Source organism: Variovorax sp. ISS6 (genome assembly GCF_056523145.1).
Genome location: NZ_JAWRZC010000001.1, coordinates 6,300,877 through 6,314,118 on the forward strand (window position 1 = coordinate 6,300,877; position 13,242 = coordinate 6,314,118).

The window sequence follows — 13,242 nt, forward strand, 5'->3', positions numbered from 1 at the left end:
GGAAGGCGGGGAACGCACTATGCAAGTTCAAGTCGACTTGAGGTCAAGAGGATGGCACCACTGGATATCGCGCAGGTGGCGAGGCAATCGGGCGTGCCCGCTTCCACGCTGCGCTTCTACGACGAGAAGGGGCTGATCGCCTCGACGGGCCGGCAGGGGCTGCGCCGGCTGTTCGATCCCGGCGTGCTCGAGAAGCTGGCGCTGATCTCGCTGGGCCGCGCCGCCGGCTTCTCGCTCGACGAGATCGCGCGCATGTTCGCGCCCGACGGCCAGCCGCGCATCGATCGCGGCATGCTCGAGACCAAGGCCGACGAGCTCGACCGCACCATCCGCCAGCTCGCCGCGATGCGCGACGGCCTGCGGCACGCGGCCGTGTGCCGCGCGCCCAGCCACATGGAATGCCCGACCTTCAGGCGCATCCTGCGCGCCGCGGGCACGGGCGCCATCGCGGCACCCGATCGCAAGGCGCCGCGCAAGCGCGCCGCTCAATCGAGCAGCAAGGAGGCCTCGTCGCGCCAGTAGGCGACCGCCGCGAGCCAGCCTTCCCAGACGCAGCCGTTGCAGCCGCGCCCGCAGCAGGTGGTGGGCTCGGGCGGCGGCGCGCGCATCGCCAGGCCGCGCGCCGCGAGCAGCGGCGCGATGCGCGCGATCAGGGCCTGCGCGCTGGCAAGGTCGGTCGGCGTGGCGAGAAGGGCCGGGTCGGCGAAAGGCGAATCGGGCATGCGGTGCGGAGGCGGTCGAGGCGCGATTGTCGGTGCTTCAGCAGCCCTTCAGGCCGCGCGGGCGTTCGTCCGCAGAATCGCCGCGATGGTCCGCTCCGATGCCCTGCCCCGCCTGCCGCATGTCGACCTGCTGCGCGGCCTGCTGGTGGTCTTCGTGATCCTGCTGCATGCGAACCTGCGCCTGCCCTTCGGTCCGCCCGAGCTCGCGCAGGCGCTCGGGCCGCGCCTGCAGGGCCTCCTGTTCCGAAGCGGCTACTACGCGGTGATCGCGTTCTTCGTGGTGTCGGGCTACCTGATCGCGAGCGCCTCGCTGCGCCGCTGGGGCACGCTGTCGCGCGTGCCGCCCGGCGCCTTCTACCGCCTGCGCGCGGCGCGCATCCTGCCGAGCCTCGTGCTGCTGCTCGCGGTGCTGAGCGTGCTGCATCTCGCGGGCAGCGCCTGGTTCGCGCTCGACACGACCAAGGTCTCGCTGCCGCGTGCGCTGCTCGCGGCGCTGGGCCTGCACCTCAACTGGCTCGAGGCGCAGGTCGACTACCTGCCCGGCCCCTGGGGCGTGCTGTGGTCGCTCTCGGTCGAGGAGGCCTTCTACCTGGGCTTTCCGTGGCTGTGCCTGCTCGCGCGCGGCGAACGCCGCTTCGCGCTGCTGATGCCGGTGCCGATCGCGCTCGGGCCGCTGGCGCGCAGCGTGTGGAGCGACAACGAACTGTGGCAGGACCACGCCTACCTCTCGGGCATGGACGGCATCGCCTTCGGCTGCCTCGCGGCGCTGCTCGCGCACCGCGTACCCCGCGCGCCCTCGGCCACGGTGCATCGGCTGCTGCTGGCCGCGGGCGCGCTGCTGGTGGCGGGCGTGTTCTGCTTTCGGCGCGAGGTGTTCCAGCTCGGCCTCACGCGCTTCGGCCTGCAGGTCACGCTGCTCGAGCTGGGCCTCGCGCTGCTGCTGGTGGCGGCGCACTGGCGACCCTGGCGCTGGTGCGCGGGCGCGGCCGCGGCGCCGCTGCGCTGGTTCGGGCGATACAGCTACGAGGTCTACCTGAGCCACATGTTCGTGGTGATTCCCGGTGCCTGGTGGTTCCAGCAATCGGGCCTGCCGGCGATGTGGATTCCGCTCGGCTACCTCGCGCTGCTGGCCGTGTCGGGGCTGCTGGGGCAGGTGGTGGCACGAGGCTTCTCCGAGCCCTGCAACCGCTGGCTGCGCCGGGCCTGATCAGGTCCCGAGGTTCAGCTCCAGCCGCATCCGCGCGCCGCCCGTGTCGTTGCTGCCGATGGTGAGCCGCCCGCGGTGCAGATGCGCCACCTCGGCCACGAGGTGCAGCCCGAGCCCGGCGCCGCGCCCGCGCGGCACCAGCCGGTGGAAGGGCTCGACCACGCGCTCGCGCTCCGACTCGGGGATGCCAGGGCCCGAGTCGAGCACCTCGATGCAGAAGGGCTCGCACAGCCGCACCTGGATGTCGCAGCCCTGCCCGCCGTGCTCGATCGCGTTCTGGATCAGGTTGGTCAGCGCGCGCTCGAGCGAGGGCGCATCGCCGCCGACCACGATCGCCTGCGGCGCATCGACCGACAGGGTGCAGCGGTTCATGATCGCGAGCGGCGCGAGGTCGGCCGCCACGCGCTCGCACAGCGCCTTCAGGTCCACCTGCTGCGCCTGCACCACCACGCCGTCGAGCCGCTGCAGGTCGAGCAGTTGCTCGGCCAGCGTGGCCAGGCGCGCCGAGGCCTGCATCAGCTTGACCTTGAGCGGATCGTTGGGCAGCCCCTCGAGGCGGATCTGCAGGATGGTGATCGGCGTGCGCAGCTCGTGCGCCGCGTCGGCCAGGAAGCGCTCCTGCCGATCGTAGCCTTCGTTGAGCCGGTCGAAGGCGCGGTTGACGGCATTCACCAGCGGGCGGATCTCGCTCGCCACGCCATCGAGCGGCAGCCGCGTGGTGCGCTCGTGCACGTCGATGCTCTCGGCATGCGCGGCGGTGGCGATCAGCCCCTTGAGGCCGCGCTTGACCACGAAGGGCGTCGCGAGGATCACGCCGAGACAGGTGACCAGCGCCATCGGCGCCACCAGGAACAGGAAGGCCACGCCGGTGCCCCGCAGGGTGCTCTTCATCGACAGGGGGCTGCCGGTCTGAACCATCATCGCGACCGGGCCGGCGCGCGTCTCGACGCGCTCGAAGCGCGCCTTCGGCTGGCCGTTGCTCGTGGCGAGGTCGATCCACACGCGGTCGATGCCGTCGAAGCGTCCGGCCAGGCCGAGGTAGCGCTCGGGCACCTCGCCCTGCACGAGCTGGTGGCCCTGCGCATCGCGCACGATGAACCACAGGCCCGCGCCGGCGTTGCCGCGCAGCTGTTCGAACTCGGGCGTGGGCGCGAGCGCGAGCACGCCGTCGTCCGCGCGCACGACCGCATCGCGGATCACGCGCACCGTCTCCTCGCCGGTCTCGTCGACCACCCGCCCCAGCACCCAGGCCAGGCCGATGAAGCCGCCCATCACCAGCAGCCCCACCACCACCTGCAGCAGGATCAGGCTCCAGATCAGCTGCCAGCGCAGCGACAGCAGCTTCATGCGGCGCCCGGCGCCGCGCACAGCAGGTAGCCCACGCCGCGGATGGCGTGGATCTCGACCTGGGCGCCCGACTTGTCGAGCTTGGAGCGCAGGCGCGAGACATGGGTGTCGAGCGCGTTCGAATGGATGTCGCCCTCCTGCCCGTAGACGCGGTCGTGCAGCGACTCGCGCAGCACGGTGCGCCCGCGCTGCTCGAGCAGGGCCTCGAGCACCAGCAGCTCGCGCCGCGTGAGCAGCAGGCTCTGCGCATCGACATGCGCCTGCCGCTGCAGGTGGTCGAAGCGCAGCCGCGCCAGCGCGGTGACGGGGTTCGCGCGCAGCGCGGGACGGCGCGCGAGCGCGCGCACGCGCGCCATCAGCTCGTCCATCGAGAAGGGCTTGGCGAGGTAGTCGTCGGCGCCGCCGTCGAGGCTCAGCACGCGTTCGGAGATGTCGGCCATCGCGGTGAGCACCAGCACCGCGGCCGCGATCCCGCTGGCGCGCAGGAACTCGATCAGGCTCAGGCCGTCGCCATCGGGCAGGCCGCGATCGAGCACGATCACCTCATGCTGGCCCGCGAGCACCGCGTCCTGCGCCTCGCGCAGCGAGCCGGCCACGTCGACCACCGCCTGGTTCTGGCGCAGGGCCGCCGCCAGCGCCTGCGCGAGTTCGGCTTCGTCTTCGACCAGCAGGATTCTCATATCGGGCGGGAATTCTAGAGGGCGGCCCCCGTAATGTTCACGCAATGCCCTCGCCTACCCTGGCCGGTTCATCCATCCAGGGAGCCCAGGTGACACCCCTCTCGTCCCGCCTCGCCGGCACGCCATGGCACGCGGCGCTGCTGCGGCGCACCGCCACGCTCTGGGTCACCAAGATGCTCGGCACCACGCTCGGCATCTCCGGCTTCTTCGTGCTGTATTTCTGGGTCATGCACCACCCGCTCGGCCTGCCGCTCACGATGCCGCTCACGGCCATCGACCACTGGGTGCCGCTGAGCGAGGACGCGCTGCCGCTCTACGGCTCGCTGTGGCTCTACGTCGGCCTCGCGCCGGCCTTCGCGAAGGACCGCGCCGAGCTGCTGCTGCATGCGCAGGCGGCGGCGCTGATGGCGGCCATCGGGCTCGTGGTGTTCTGGCTCTTTCCGACCACCGTGCCGGCCTTCCCGGTCGACTGGGCGCAGTACCCCTCGCTGCAGTTCCTCAAGAGCACCGACGCGGGCGGCAATGCCTTTCCCTCGCTGCACGTGTCGTTCGCGGTGTTCACGGCCGTGCTGATGACGCGCCAGCTGCGCAGCGTGGACGCGCCCGGCTGGGTGCTGGCGCTCAACTGGCTGTGGGCCGCGGGGATCGTCTATTCGACGCTGGCCACGCGCCAGCACGTGCTGCTCGACGTGCTCGGCGGCACGGCGCTGGCGGGCTTCATGAGCTGGATCACCGGCCCGGCGCGGCGCCGGCTGATCCTGGTGGGCGCCTGAGGCGGCGCCCGGCCCTTCACTACCAGAAGATCCAGAGCGCGAGGCCGCCGAAGATCGCCCACTTCACGAGGTAATACACGCGCTTGTCCCAGGCCTTCAGGCGCTTGCCGATCACGCGGATCTGGTAGATGTACTTGAAGGCGCGGTTGATGCCGCCGGTCTTGTCGCCGGCATCGTTGGGCGAGCTGGCCGCGGCCAGCAGGTTCTTCGCGAACCAGCGGTTGACCGCGCTGGCCCAGCGGTACTTGAGCGGACGCTCGATGTCGCAGAACAGGATCACGCGGTCGTGGTCGGTGGTGTTCTCGGCATAGTGGATGTAGGTCTCGTCGAACACCACCGATTCGCCGTCGCGCCAGTGGTAGCGCTGGCCGTCGACGTCGATGTAGCAGCCCTCCACGCCCGGCGTCCACAGGCCCAGGTGGTAGCGCAGCGAACCCGCGAAGGGGTCGCGGTGGCGCACCAGCCGGCTGCCGGGCGGCAGCTCGGCGAACATCGCGGCCTTGATGGTGCCGATGCCGCGCAGCAGCTCGGTCGTGCGCGGGCACAGCACCGCGGCCGAGGGATGGGCCTCGTCGTACCACTTGAGGTAGAAGCGCTTCCAGCCGCTCTTGAAGAAGGAGTTGAAGCCCACGTCGTTGAACTGGCTCGAGGCCTTGATGCTGCCGCCGTTGCGCATCGCGAGCGCCTCCTCGCGGATGACCTCCCAGTTCTCCTCGAGCACGCGCATCTCGGGGAATTCCTTGGGCGACAGGTAGGGCGTGCTCGGCACCTTCGAGAACATGTACATGAACACGTTGAGCGGCGCGAGGAAGGTCGAGTGGTCCGACAGCTGGCGGAAGAATCGGTGGCGCACCTGGCCGCGGAAGTGCACGTAGAGCGCGCTGAGCGCGAAGATGGCGAGAATGACCCACTTCATGGGGGAGTGTCCTGTTCGGGAGGGGTGCCGGAGAGCACCCGGCATTTTAAATCTTCACACTTCGGCGGGACTGAGCGGGGTCTTGGTGCCCTCAGCCGCGCCCCTCGAGCATCGGCTGCGCCTGCCCGTCGACCGCCAGCGGCAGCCGCACCACCGCCAGCAGCCCGCGGCCGCCGGCGCCGGTCTCCAGCACCACGCTGCCGCCATGCTTGTCGACCACCGACTTGACGATCGCGAGGCCCAGCCCGCTGCCGCTCTGGGCCTGGCCCGGGCTGCGGAAGAAGCGGTCGAACACCCGCTCGCGCAGGCCCGGCGGAATGCCCGGTCCCCGGTCGGCCACGCGCAGCACCGCCTGGTCCTGCTCGCGCGCCACCTGCACCTCGACGACCGTGCGGCGCGGGCTGTACTTGATGGCGTTGTCCACCAGGTTGTCGACCATCGACACCAGGCTCTCGCGCTCGCCGAGCACCGGCACCTCGCCCTCGCAGGCCAGTTCGAGCTCGACGCCGCGCGCATGCGCCACGGCCTCGATCATCGCGAGCCGGTCCTGCACCAGCGCGTCGAGCGACAGCGCCACCGGCAGCGCGGCATCGGACACCGCGTCGCTGCGCATGAGCTGCAGCAGCTGGCCCACCAGCCGGGTCGCGCGGTCGTTGCTGCGCAGCAGGTTGGCCATCAGCTCGCGCTGCCCCGAATCGATGCTCTGCGCCTTCAGCGCCTCCACGTTCACACGCATCGCGGCCAGCGGCGTGCGCAGCTCGTGGGCCGCGTCGGCGATCAGGCTGCGCTCGCGCGTGGTGCTGTCGCGCACCCGCTGCAGCAGCGTGTTGATGCTCTGCACCAGCGGCTGCAGCTCGCGGTGCGGCGGCCGGTACGACAGCGGCGTGAGGTCGGCCGGCCCGCGCTCGGAGGTCTCGCGGCTCACGCGGCGCCAGGGCCGCAGCGCGAGCCGCACCGTGAGCCAGGCCGGCACCACCAGGAAGGGCAGGCTCACCAGCAGCGGCAGCAGGTAATAGCCGCGGTAGGTGATGTTGACCACCAGCCGCCAGATGCCGGGCTCGGCGATCATCACGCGGGTGTCGAGCTGGGGCGAGTGCAGCGTGCGCGCGCGCCATTCGCGCCCGCCCGCGTGCACCGTCTCGATGACGTCGGGCGCGCTGTTGACGATCTCGGGCACGCTGTCGGTGGTGCGGTAGATCAGCTTGCCGCGCTGCCACACCTGCAGCATCGGCGAGGTGTCGGATTCGGCGTTGCCGTCGCTCGCGGTCTCCATCAGCGCGAGGTCGAAGGCATGCAGGGTGTCGTACTGGCGCTTCGGGTCGTCGGCCAGGTTGATGGCGATCGCCGCCACGCTCTCGTAGATCTTGCCGAAGCGCAGCAGCTCCGGGTCCTTGTAGGAGTCGTAGAACAGCAGCCCGACGATCAAGGTCCACAGCGCCGCCACCACCGCCATCTGCGCCAGCACCAGCCGGCGCATCAGCGAGGGCTGGATCACCCGCCCGATGAAGCGCAGCGCGCCACGGATCATGCGCGCGGGCTGCCGGCGCGCGCCAGCGACTGGGCGTCGACCACGTAGCCGATGCCGCGCACGGTGCGGATGTAGCCCTGGCCGATCTTGCGGCGCAGGTTCGAGATGTGCACCTCGAGCGAGTTGCTGCCGATGCCCGGGCCGCCCGGCAGCACCTGTTCCTCCATCACGCGGCGCGTGACCACGCGACCGGTGCGCTTGAGCAGCAGCGCGAGCAGGTCGAACTCGCAGCGCGAGAGCTCCACCTGCTGGCCGTCGACCAGCACGCCGCGCGTGGGCTCGTGCAGCGCCAGGCCGCGCATGCGGATGGTCTCGTCGTCGAAGCCGTAGCTGCGGCGCGCGAGCGCGCGCACGCGCGACAGCAGCTCGGCCAGCGCGAAGGGCTTGACCAGGTAGTCGTCGGCGCCGTCGTCGAGGCTGCGCAGCCGGTCGTTGAGCGCGTCGCGCGCGCTGAGCACGAGCACCGGCAGGATCTGGCGCTCGCGGCGCAGGCGCAGCAGCAGTTCGATGCCGTCGCCGTCGGGCAGGCCGAGGTCGAGCAGCACCATGTCGAAGGCACCGCTGTCGAGGGTGCGGATGGCATCGTCGAGACGGCGCACCCAGACCACGTCCATGCCCTGGTTGGCGAGCGCGATGCGCACGCCGTTGCCGAGTTCGAGGTCGTCCTCCACGAGCAAAAGATTCATGACAGTCTCCGTGCGGTGCGCCGCCCGGCACCTGGGGAGCCGGAAGTATCTGCCAAGCGGCCTTCGAAGACTTCAGGATTCCTTCATGAAGGCCACAGCCGCGCTTCAGGTCGGTTGCCCACACTGCGCGCCATGCCCCGGTTCCACCCCCTCTTCTTCCCGCCGCGGCGCGCCTTCCTGCGCGCCGCGCTGGCCTGGCCCTCGGCCGTGTCGCTCTCGGGCCTCGGCGGCCTCGTCACCCTCGGCGGCTGCGGCGGCAGCAGCCATCCGGTCGCCCCGCAGGCCAGTGCGCCCGCCGGCCCGATCGTGGTGTCGGTGACCGACCGGCGCGTGAAGGTGGCGCACGATGTCTCGCTGCATGTGCGCGACTGGCAATGCGACAACTGCCGCGGCCCGGCCATCGTGCTGCTGCCGGGGCTGGGCGCCAATGCCTACGTCTTCGACGGCCTGGCCCATGCGCTCGCGCCGCGCTCGCGCGTGATCGCGGTGAGCCGCCGCGGCTACGGCCAGTCGGACAAGCCGCTGCCGGTGCGCACCGCCACCGAGCACTACGAGGTCGACACGCTGGTGGCCGACCTGCATGCGCTGCTCGACGGGCTCGGGCTCGACCGCGTGGTGCTCGCGGGCCATTCGATCGCGGGCAACGAGCTCACGCGCTTCGCGGGCCGGCATCCGCAGCGCGTGCGCGGGCTGGTCTACCTCGATGCCACCTTCGACCACACGCGCAACCCCGGCACCGGCGGCCTGCCCGTGCCAGACAACCGGCTGTTTCGCGAACCGGTGCCGAACGAGGAGGACGGCGCCTCGATGGAGGCGGCGATCGCCTATGCGCGGCGCACGGTGCGCCACTGGTCGGCGCCGCTGGAGGCCAACCTGCGCGACCAGCTCGACCCACGGCCCGACGGCAGCGTGCGCCTCAACACGCCCGCCGCCGTGGCCGACGCGATGGACACCGCCAGCCATTCCTTCTCGCCCGACTACACGCCGGTGCGAGCGCCCGCTCTCGTCGTAACCGCCATGCCGGGGGACATCCGCGACATCTTCCCCGCGCTGCCCGAGACGCTGGACGATGCCACGCAAAAGGACGCGGCCGCCTACCTGCGCGCGATCCGGTACGTGCGCGTCGACGACGCGGCCCGCCTCATGGCGGCGCTGAAGACCCGCCACCAGCTCGTGCTCGAGGACGCCTGCCACGGCGACTTCTTCATCGAGCGCGAGGCCGAGCTGGTGCGCGCCATCGAGGCGATGCGCTGGGCCTGAGGGCCGGCCGGCGATGTCAGGCCGGCGCGCGCAGCAGCTTGATCAGCGCCGCCAGTTCCTCGCCGCCGAGCCCCGCCGCATCGGCGCGCTGGAACAGGCCGGCCGCGAAGGCCGGGAACTCGCTGTTGATGCCGCTCTCGCGCGCCGTCTGCAGGATGCGCTGCGTGGCCTCGACCGAGATCCGCATCGGGCTCTGCGAGATCTTGAAGTCGCCCGACTGGATGACCGCGCTCTCGTGCTGCAGGAAGCCCGCGAAGGTCGGCATGATGCCCGCGACGATGCGTCCGAACTCGGCCACGTCGAAGCCTTCCGACTCGGCCACGCGCGCGCCGTGCAGGAAGCCCAGCATCGTGCCGTAGATGGTCGAGAGCGTCGCGAGGTCCATGGCCGCGGCGTTGCTGATCTTCTCGCCGAGGTAGACGATGCCGCCGCCGAGCACCGCGAGCAGCGGCTCGACGGCACGGAACACCTGCTCGTCGCCCGACATCAGGATCGGCGTGTCGCCCTGGCCCATCTGCTCGGGCGCGGCCTGGATCGCGCCCTCGAGGAAGGTGGCGCCGTGGCGCTGCGCCCAGGCCTGCGCATCGCGCGCATCGCGCGGGCTGCCGGTCGTGAGCTGCACCAGCAGGCGGCCGTCCATCGCGGCCGCCACGCCCTCGGCGCCGAGGATCGCGTCGGCCGCGCGGTAGTCGTAGACGCACATCAGCACCACGCGGCTCGCGCGCACCGCGGCGGCGGCGCTGTCGGCCAGCACCGCGCCCTGGGCGACCAGCGGCGCGGCCTTGTCGGCGCTGCGGTTCCATATCGTGACTTCGTGGCCCTGTTCGAGGTAGAGGCGCGCGATGGTGGCGCCCATCGCGCCGAGGCCGATGACGGTGATCTTCTGCTTGCTGCTCATGGGGTGTTTCCGAAAAGGATTGACGATGGCCGCATGGTAGAAATCGCACCTCCCGATGGTCAAGTACCTACGATAAAGTGCGGTACTTACCAAAATGTCAGTATTGGAGAAGGCATGGCAGCGAAGAAGCCCTACGTCTGCGGCATCGGCCCCGCGTTCGAAGTCATCGGCGGGAAATGGAAAGCGCTGATCCTCTGGGAGCTGCACCTGCAGCCGCGCCGCTTCGGCGAGCTGCGGCGCATGCTGCCGGGCATCAGCGAGAAGATGCTGATCCAGCAGCTGCGCGAGCTCGAGACCGACGGCGTGGTCGCGCGCGAGGTGTTCCACGAGGTGCCGCCGCGCGTCGAGTATTCGGAGACCAAGCTGGGTGCCACGCTCAACGCGGCGCTCGGCCCGCTCGCCGATTGGGGCGACCGCTACGCCAAGCGCGTGGAGGCGGCGCGCAAGCAGTCGGAAGCGGCCAGGCAGGGCTGATGGAGATCGGATGACAACGACGCTGAACGACCCGGCGCGCCGCAACGCGCTGGCCACGATGATCGCGATGGCCCTGCCATGGGGCAGCGCGCGCGCCGACGAGGGCTGCTCGGTCCGCGCCGCCTATGCCGGCCCGCCGCGGCGCTCCGCGCCCGATGCGGTCTGGCAGCGCGACTTCGGCCGCGCGATCGACGGCGAGCTGCCCGCCGACCTGCAGAAGAGCCTCGGCGATGCGCTCGACAAAATGCTGCAGCACGTGCCGGCCGCGAGCGTGGCGGTCGCGCTCCCCGGCGAAGGCAGCTGGCGGGCAACCCGCGGCCTGGCGCGCACCGAGCCGCGCGAGCCGGTACGGCCCGATCAGGGCTTCCAGGTCGCGAGCACCGCCAAGACGCTGACCGCCGCGATCGTGCTGCAGCTCGTGGAGGAACGCCGGCTCGCGCTCGGCGACAGCATCGAGCGCTGGTTCCCCGAGGCGCCCAACGCCGGGTTCGTCACCATCGAGCACCTGCTGCGCCACACCAGCGGCCTCGTGAGCTTCAATGCGCTGCCCGACTTCGGCACGAAGTACCGGCCACCCGCGGAGATCATCGCCATGGGCCTCGCGCAGAAACCGCAGTTCTGCCCCGGCACGAACTGGAGCTACAGCAACACCGGCTACGCGATGCTCGGCGTCATCGTCGAACGGCTCGAGGGCGCATCCTTCGAGCAGGTGCTGGCGAAGCGGCTGGTCGGCCCGCTCGCGCTCACGCACACCACGATGCGCCGGCCCGGCGTCGAACTGCCCGTGGTCAGCGGCCACGCGGGCGGCCGACCGGTCGAGGCGCCCGACCAGTACGCCACGCCCTATGCCGCGGGCGCGCTGGCCTCGACCGCGGGCGACCTCGTGCGCTTCTGGCATGCGCTGCTCGGCGGCCGGGTGCTGCCGCCGGCCACGGTGCGGCGCATGTTCGGCGACATGCCCGCGATGCTCGGCCCCTACAGCGGCGGCAATGCCTCGTACGGCATGGGCGTGCAGCTCTACGACGTGCCCGACGGGCCGGGCCTGATGCTGGGCCACAGCGGCGGCATCGAGGGCTTCACGAGCGTGGTCGCCTACGTGCCGGCCGACGACATCTACGTCGCCGTGTCCTTCAACGAGAAGAAGGTGCCGGCCGAGGCCGGCCTGTGGTCGCTGCTGCGCGCGGTGCGGGCCTGGCGCGTGCTGCGCTGAACGCCCCGGGAGTCAAGCCGCCCAGTTCGTCTGGATCTCGGTCTTCACCTCGGTCATGAGCTTGTGCACCGGGCACTTGCCCGCCACGCGCAGCAGCTCGTCGCGCTGCGCGTCGGTGAGGTTGCCGCTCACGCGCAGCGTCGAGTCGAGCCGGTAGATGCCCTTGCGCTCCTCGCTGTCGTCGCGGTCGACCACGACCTCGATGTCCTCGACCGGAATGCCCTTGCGGCGCGCGTAGATCAGCACGGTGAGCGCCTTGCAGGCGGCCAGCGAGGCGTCGTAGAGGTCGTGCGGCTCGGGGCCGTCGTCGTTGCCGCCGCCGGCCGGCGAGGCATCGACGGCGATCTCGTGGTTGCGGATCTTGAGGATGTGGCGCGTGCCGGTGGTGCCGTCGCGGCGGATCGAGATGCTCATGCCGGTGTCCTTGGGGTGGAGGAAAGGGTCAGGAAAACAGCGGCTTCACGTAGAGGATGGTCGTGAAGCCGCTGTGCCATTCGAGGTCGGGATAGCGGTCGGCCTCGCGATAGCCGAGCGCGAGGTAGAAGCCCTGGCTCGCGGTGTTGAAGGTGTCGGTCTCGAGCCGCGCGAGCTCGACGCCGTCGGCGCGCATGCCCGCTTCGGCGAAGGCCATGAGCGCGCGCGCGATGCCCTTGCGCCGATGCGCCGCGGGCACGTGCAGCGCCTGCACGAAGTCGCGCTGCCAATGGACCATGCCGACCACCTCGCCGCCGATCTCGGCAACGAAGAACTCGGGCCCCATCTCGTCGATGTAGCCCACGGGCTCGCCGCTCTCGCGGTAGCCGCGCGCGGCCTCGGGCGTGAGCTGCGGCAGCCAGGTGCTCGCGAAGGTGTCGTCGAGGATGGCCTTGACGGCATCGAAGTCGTCGAGGCGCCAGGGGCGGATGGTGATCGGGTCGGGGGACATGGGCGGGCGATGGTAGCCGTGCCTTCAGCGGTCGGTGGCGAGCATCAGGGTTTCCTTGATCTCCTCCATGACCACGTAGCTGTGCGACTCGGCCGCCACGGGCAGCTTCTTGAGGATGTCGCCGAGCAGGTGGCGGTATTCGCTCATGCCGCTCAGGCGCGCCTTCACGAGATAGTCGAAGCTGCCCGACACGAGGTGGCATTCGAGCACCTCGGGCATGTGCAGCAGCTCCTGCCTGACCTTGTCGAACACGTCGCCCGACTTGGCCGAGAGCTTGATCTCGACGAACACCAAGAGCGTCTTGCCCAGCGCCTCGGGCGACACGCGCGCGTGGTAGCCGCTGATGACGCCGTCGCGCTCCATGCGCTTGACGCGCTCGGCGCAGGGCGAGGCCGAGAGGCCGATGCGCTCGGCCAGTTCGGTCATGGAAATGCGGCCCTGGCGCTGCAGCAGGTCGAGGATCTTGCGGTCGATTCGGTCGAGCTCGGGCACTTTCACTCCGTGCGGCGCATAGGAAGGTTCTACACAGGAGATTCCGCTGTCGAACGCTTGAAAACAGTGGAATCCACTTCATTCTGACGCATAAATTCTCGGTATTCCATTCGAATCAGCGGAT

The 13,242-nt window shown here is 70.7% G+C and carries 16 protein-coding genes; 6 read left to right on the top strand and 10 right to left on the bottom strand.

Translation table 11 applies throughout. From position 1 onward, the window contains the following. The first annotated feature begins 51 nt into the window (after window positions 1–51). On the top strand, window positions 52–522 hold the full coding sequence (locus tag AC1HIL_RS29000; RefSeq protein WP_057591567.1) for a helix-turn-helix domain-containing protein: 471 nt from the start codon (window positions 52–54) through the stop codon (window positions 520–522). Here AC1HIL_RS29000 and AC1HIL_RS29005 read toward each other — a convergent pair. After that, the gene (locus AC1HIL_RS29005) at window positions 486–722 is read right to left on the bottom strand and encodes an oxidoreductase-like domain-containing protein (RefSeq protein WP_057591568.1); all 237 of its coding nucleotides are present in this window, start codon (window positions 720–722) and stop codon (window positions 486–488) included. The two genes, AC1HIL_RS29000 and AC1HIL_RS29005, sit on opposite strands and share 37 nt — an antisense overlap. An 85-nt stretch (window positions 723–807) precedes the next feature. Here AC1HIL_RS29005 and AC1HIL_RS29010 point away from each other — a divergent pair, with 85 nt between their 5' ends. Next, window positions 808–1,929 carry an acyltransferase family protein gene (locus tag AC1HIL_RS29010; RefSeq protein WP_479670616.1) on the top strand — a complete coding sequence of 374 codons (1,122 nt, stop codon included), beginning with the start codon at window positions 808–810 and terminating at the stop codon, window positions 1,927–1,929. Here AC1HIL_RS29010 and AC1HIL_RS29015 read toward each other — a convergent pair whose 3' ends face one another. Together AC1HIL_RS29015 and AC1HIL_RS29020 are read right to left on the bottom strand one after the other, a co-directional pair. Beyond that, window positions 1,930–3,276 (bottom strand): sensor histidine kinase, encoded by a 1,347-nt coding sequence (locus AC1HIL_RS29015; protein WP_057591602.1) that lies wholly within the window; start codon window positions 3,274–3,276, stop codon window positions 1,930–1,932. Then, window positions 3,273–3,956 (bottom strand): response regulator, encoded by a 684-nt coding sequence (locus AC1HIL_RS29020; RefSeq protein WP_057591570.1) that lies wholly within the window; start codon window positions 3,954–3,956, stop codon window positions 3,273–3,275. The genes AC1HIL_RS29015 and AC1HIL_RS29020 overlap by 4 nt, the downstream gene beginning before the upstream one ends. An 89-nt stretch (window positions 3,957–4,045) precedes the next feature. Between AC1HIL_RS29020 and AC1HIL_RS29025 the strand changes: the two genes are divergently transcribed. Next, a complete protein-coding gene (locus tag AC1HIL_RS29025; RefSeq protein WP_479670617.1) occupies window positions 4,046–4,729 on the top strand; it encodes a phosphatase PAP2 family protein in 684 nt (227 codons plus the stop codon). Window positions 4,730–4,748: 19 nt separating this feature from the next. Here AC1HIL_RS29025 and lpxO read toward each other — a convergent pair whose 3' ends face one another. The 3 genes from lpxO to AC1HIL_RS29040 form a co-directional block, all read right to left on the bottom strand. Then, a complete protein-coding gene (gene lpxO / locus AC1HIL_RS29030; RefSeq protein ID WP_057591571.1) occupies window positions 4,749–5,645 on the bottom strand; it encodes a lipid A hydroxylase LpxO in 897 nt (298 codons plus the stop codon). 91 nt (window positions 5,646–5,736) lie between these two features. Next, window positions 5,737–7,173, bottom strand: coding sequence for a sensor histidine kinase (locus AC1HIL_RS29035; protein ID WP_479670618.1), 1,437 nt, complete (start codon window positions 7,171–7,173; stop codon window positions 5,737–5,739). Further along, the gene (locus AC1HIL_RS29040) at window positions 7,170–7,859 is read right to left on the bottom strand and encodes a response regulator (RefSeq protein WP_057591573.1); all 690 of its coding nucleotides are present in this window, start codon (window positions 7,857–7,859) and stop codon (window positions 7,170–7,172) included. Before AC1HIL_RS29040 ends, AC1HIL_RS29035 begins: the two co-directional genes overlap by 4 nt. Before the next feature lie 132 nt (window positions 7,860–7,991). Between AC1HIL_RS29040 and AC1HIL_RS29045 the strand changes: the two genes are divergently transcribed. Next, window positions 7,992–9,119, top strand: a complete 1,128-nt coding sequence (locus tag AC1HIL_RS29045; RefSeq protein ID WP_479670619.1) for an alpha/beta fold hydrolase — start codon at window positions 7,992–7,994, stop codon at window positions 9,117–9,119. 16 nt (window positions 9,120–9,135) lie between these two features. Here AC1HIL_RS29045 and AC1HIL_RS29050 read toward each other — a convergent pair whose 3' ends face one another. Continuing rightward, window positions 9,136–10,017, bottom strand: coding sequence for an NAD(P)-dependent oxidoreductase (locus AC1HIL_RS29050; protein ID WP_479670620.1), 882 nt, complete (start codon window positions 10,015–10,017; stop codon window positions 9,136–9,138). Window positions 10,018–10,131: 114 nt separating this feature from the next. Here AC1HIL_RS29050 and AC1HIL_RS29055 point away from each other — a divergent pair, with 114 nt between their 5' ends. Further along, complete coding sequence (locus AC1HIL_RS29055) at window positions 10,132–10,491, top strand: winged helix-turn-helix transcriptional regulator (RefSeq protein WP_057591576.1); 360 nt, start codon at window positions 10,132–10,134, stop codon at window positions 10,489–10,491. Between the two features lie 10 nt (window positions 10,492–10,501). After that, window positions 10,502–11,701: a serine hydrolase domain-containing protein gene (locus AC1HIL_RS29060; RefSeq protein ID WP_479670621.1), complete on the top strand. Its 1,200-nt coding sequence runs from the start codon at window positions 10,502–10,504 to the stop codon at window positions 11,699–11,701. Window positions 11,702–11,713: 12 nt separating this feature from the next. On the opposite strand, the gene AC1HIL_RS29065 is transcribed toward AC1HIL_RS29060, so the two are convergent. Genes AC1HIL_RS29065 through AC1HIL_RS29075 form a run of 3 tightly spaced genes read right to left on the bottom strand, consistent with a single transcriptional unit; the run spans window position 11,714 to window position 13,118 of the window. After that, window positions 11,714–12,115: an OsmC family protein gene (locus AC1HIL_RS29065; RefSeq protein WP_479670622.1), complete on the bottom strand. Its 402-nt coding sequence runs from the start codon at window positions 12,113–12,115 to the stop codon at window positions 11,714–11,716. Between the two features lie 28 nt (window positions 12,116–12,143). Next, window positions 12,144–12,626, bottom strand: a complete 483-nt coding sequence (locus tag AC1HIL_RS29070) for an N-acetyltransferase family protein (RefSeq protein ID WP_479670623.1) — start codon at window positions 12,624–12,626, stop codon at window positions 12,144–12,146. 24 nt (window positions 12,627–12,650) lie between these two features. Continuing rightward, window positions 12,651–13,118, bottom strand: a complete 468-nt coding sequence (locus AC1HIL_RS29075; RefSeq protein ID WP_057591580.1) for a winged helix-turn-helix transcriptional regulator — start codon at window positions 13,116–13,118, stop codon at window positions 12,651–12,653. Window positions 13,119–13,242: the final 124 nt, after the last annotated feature.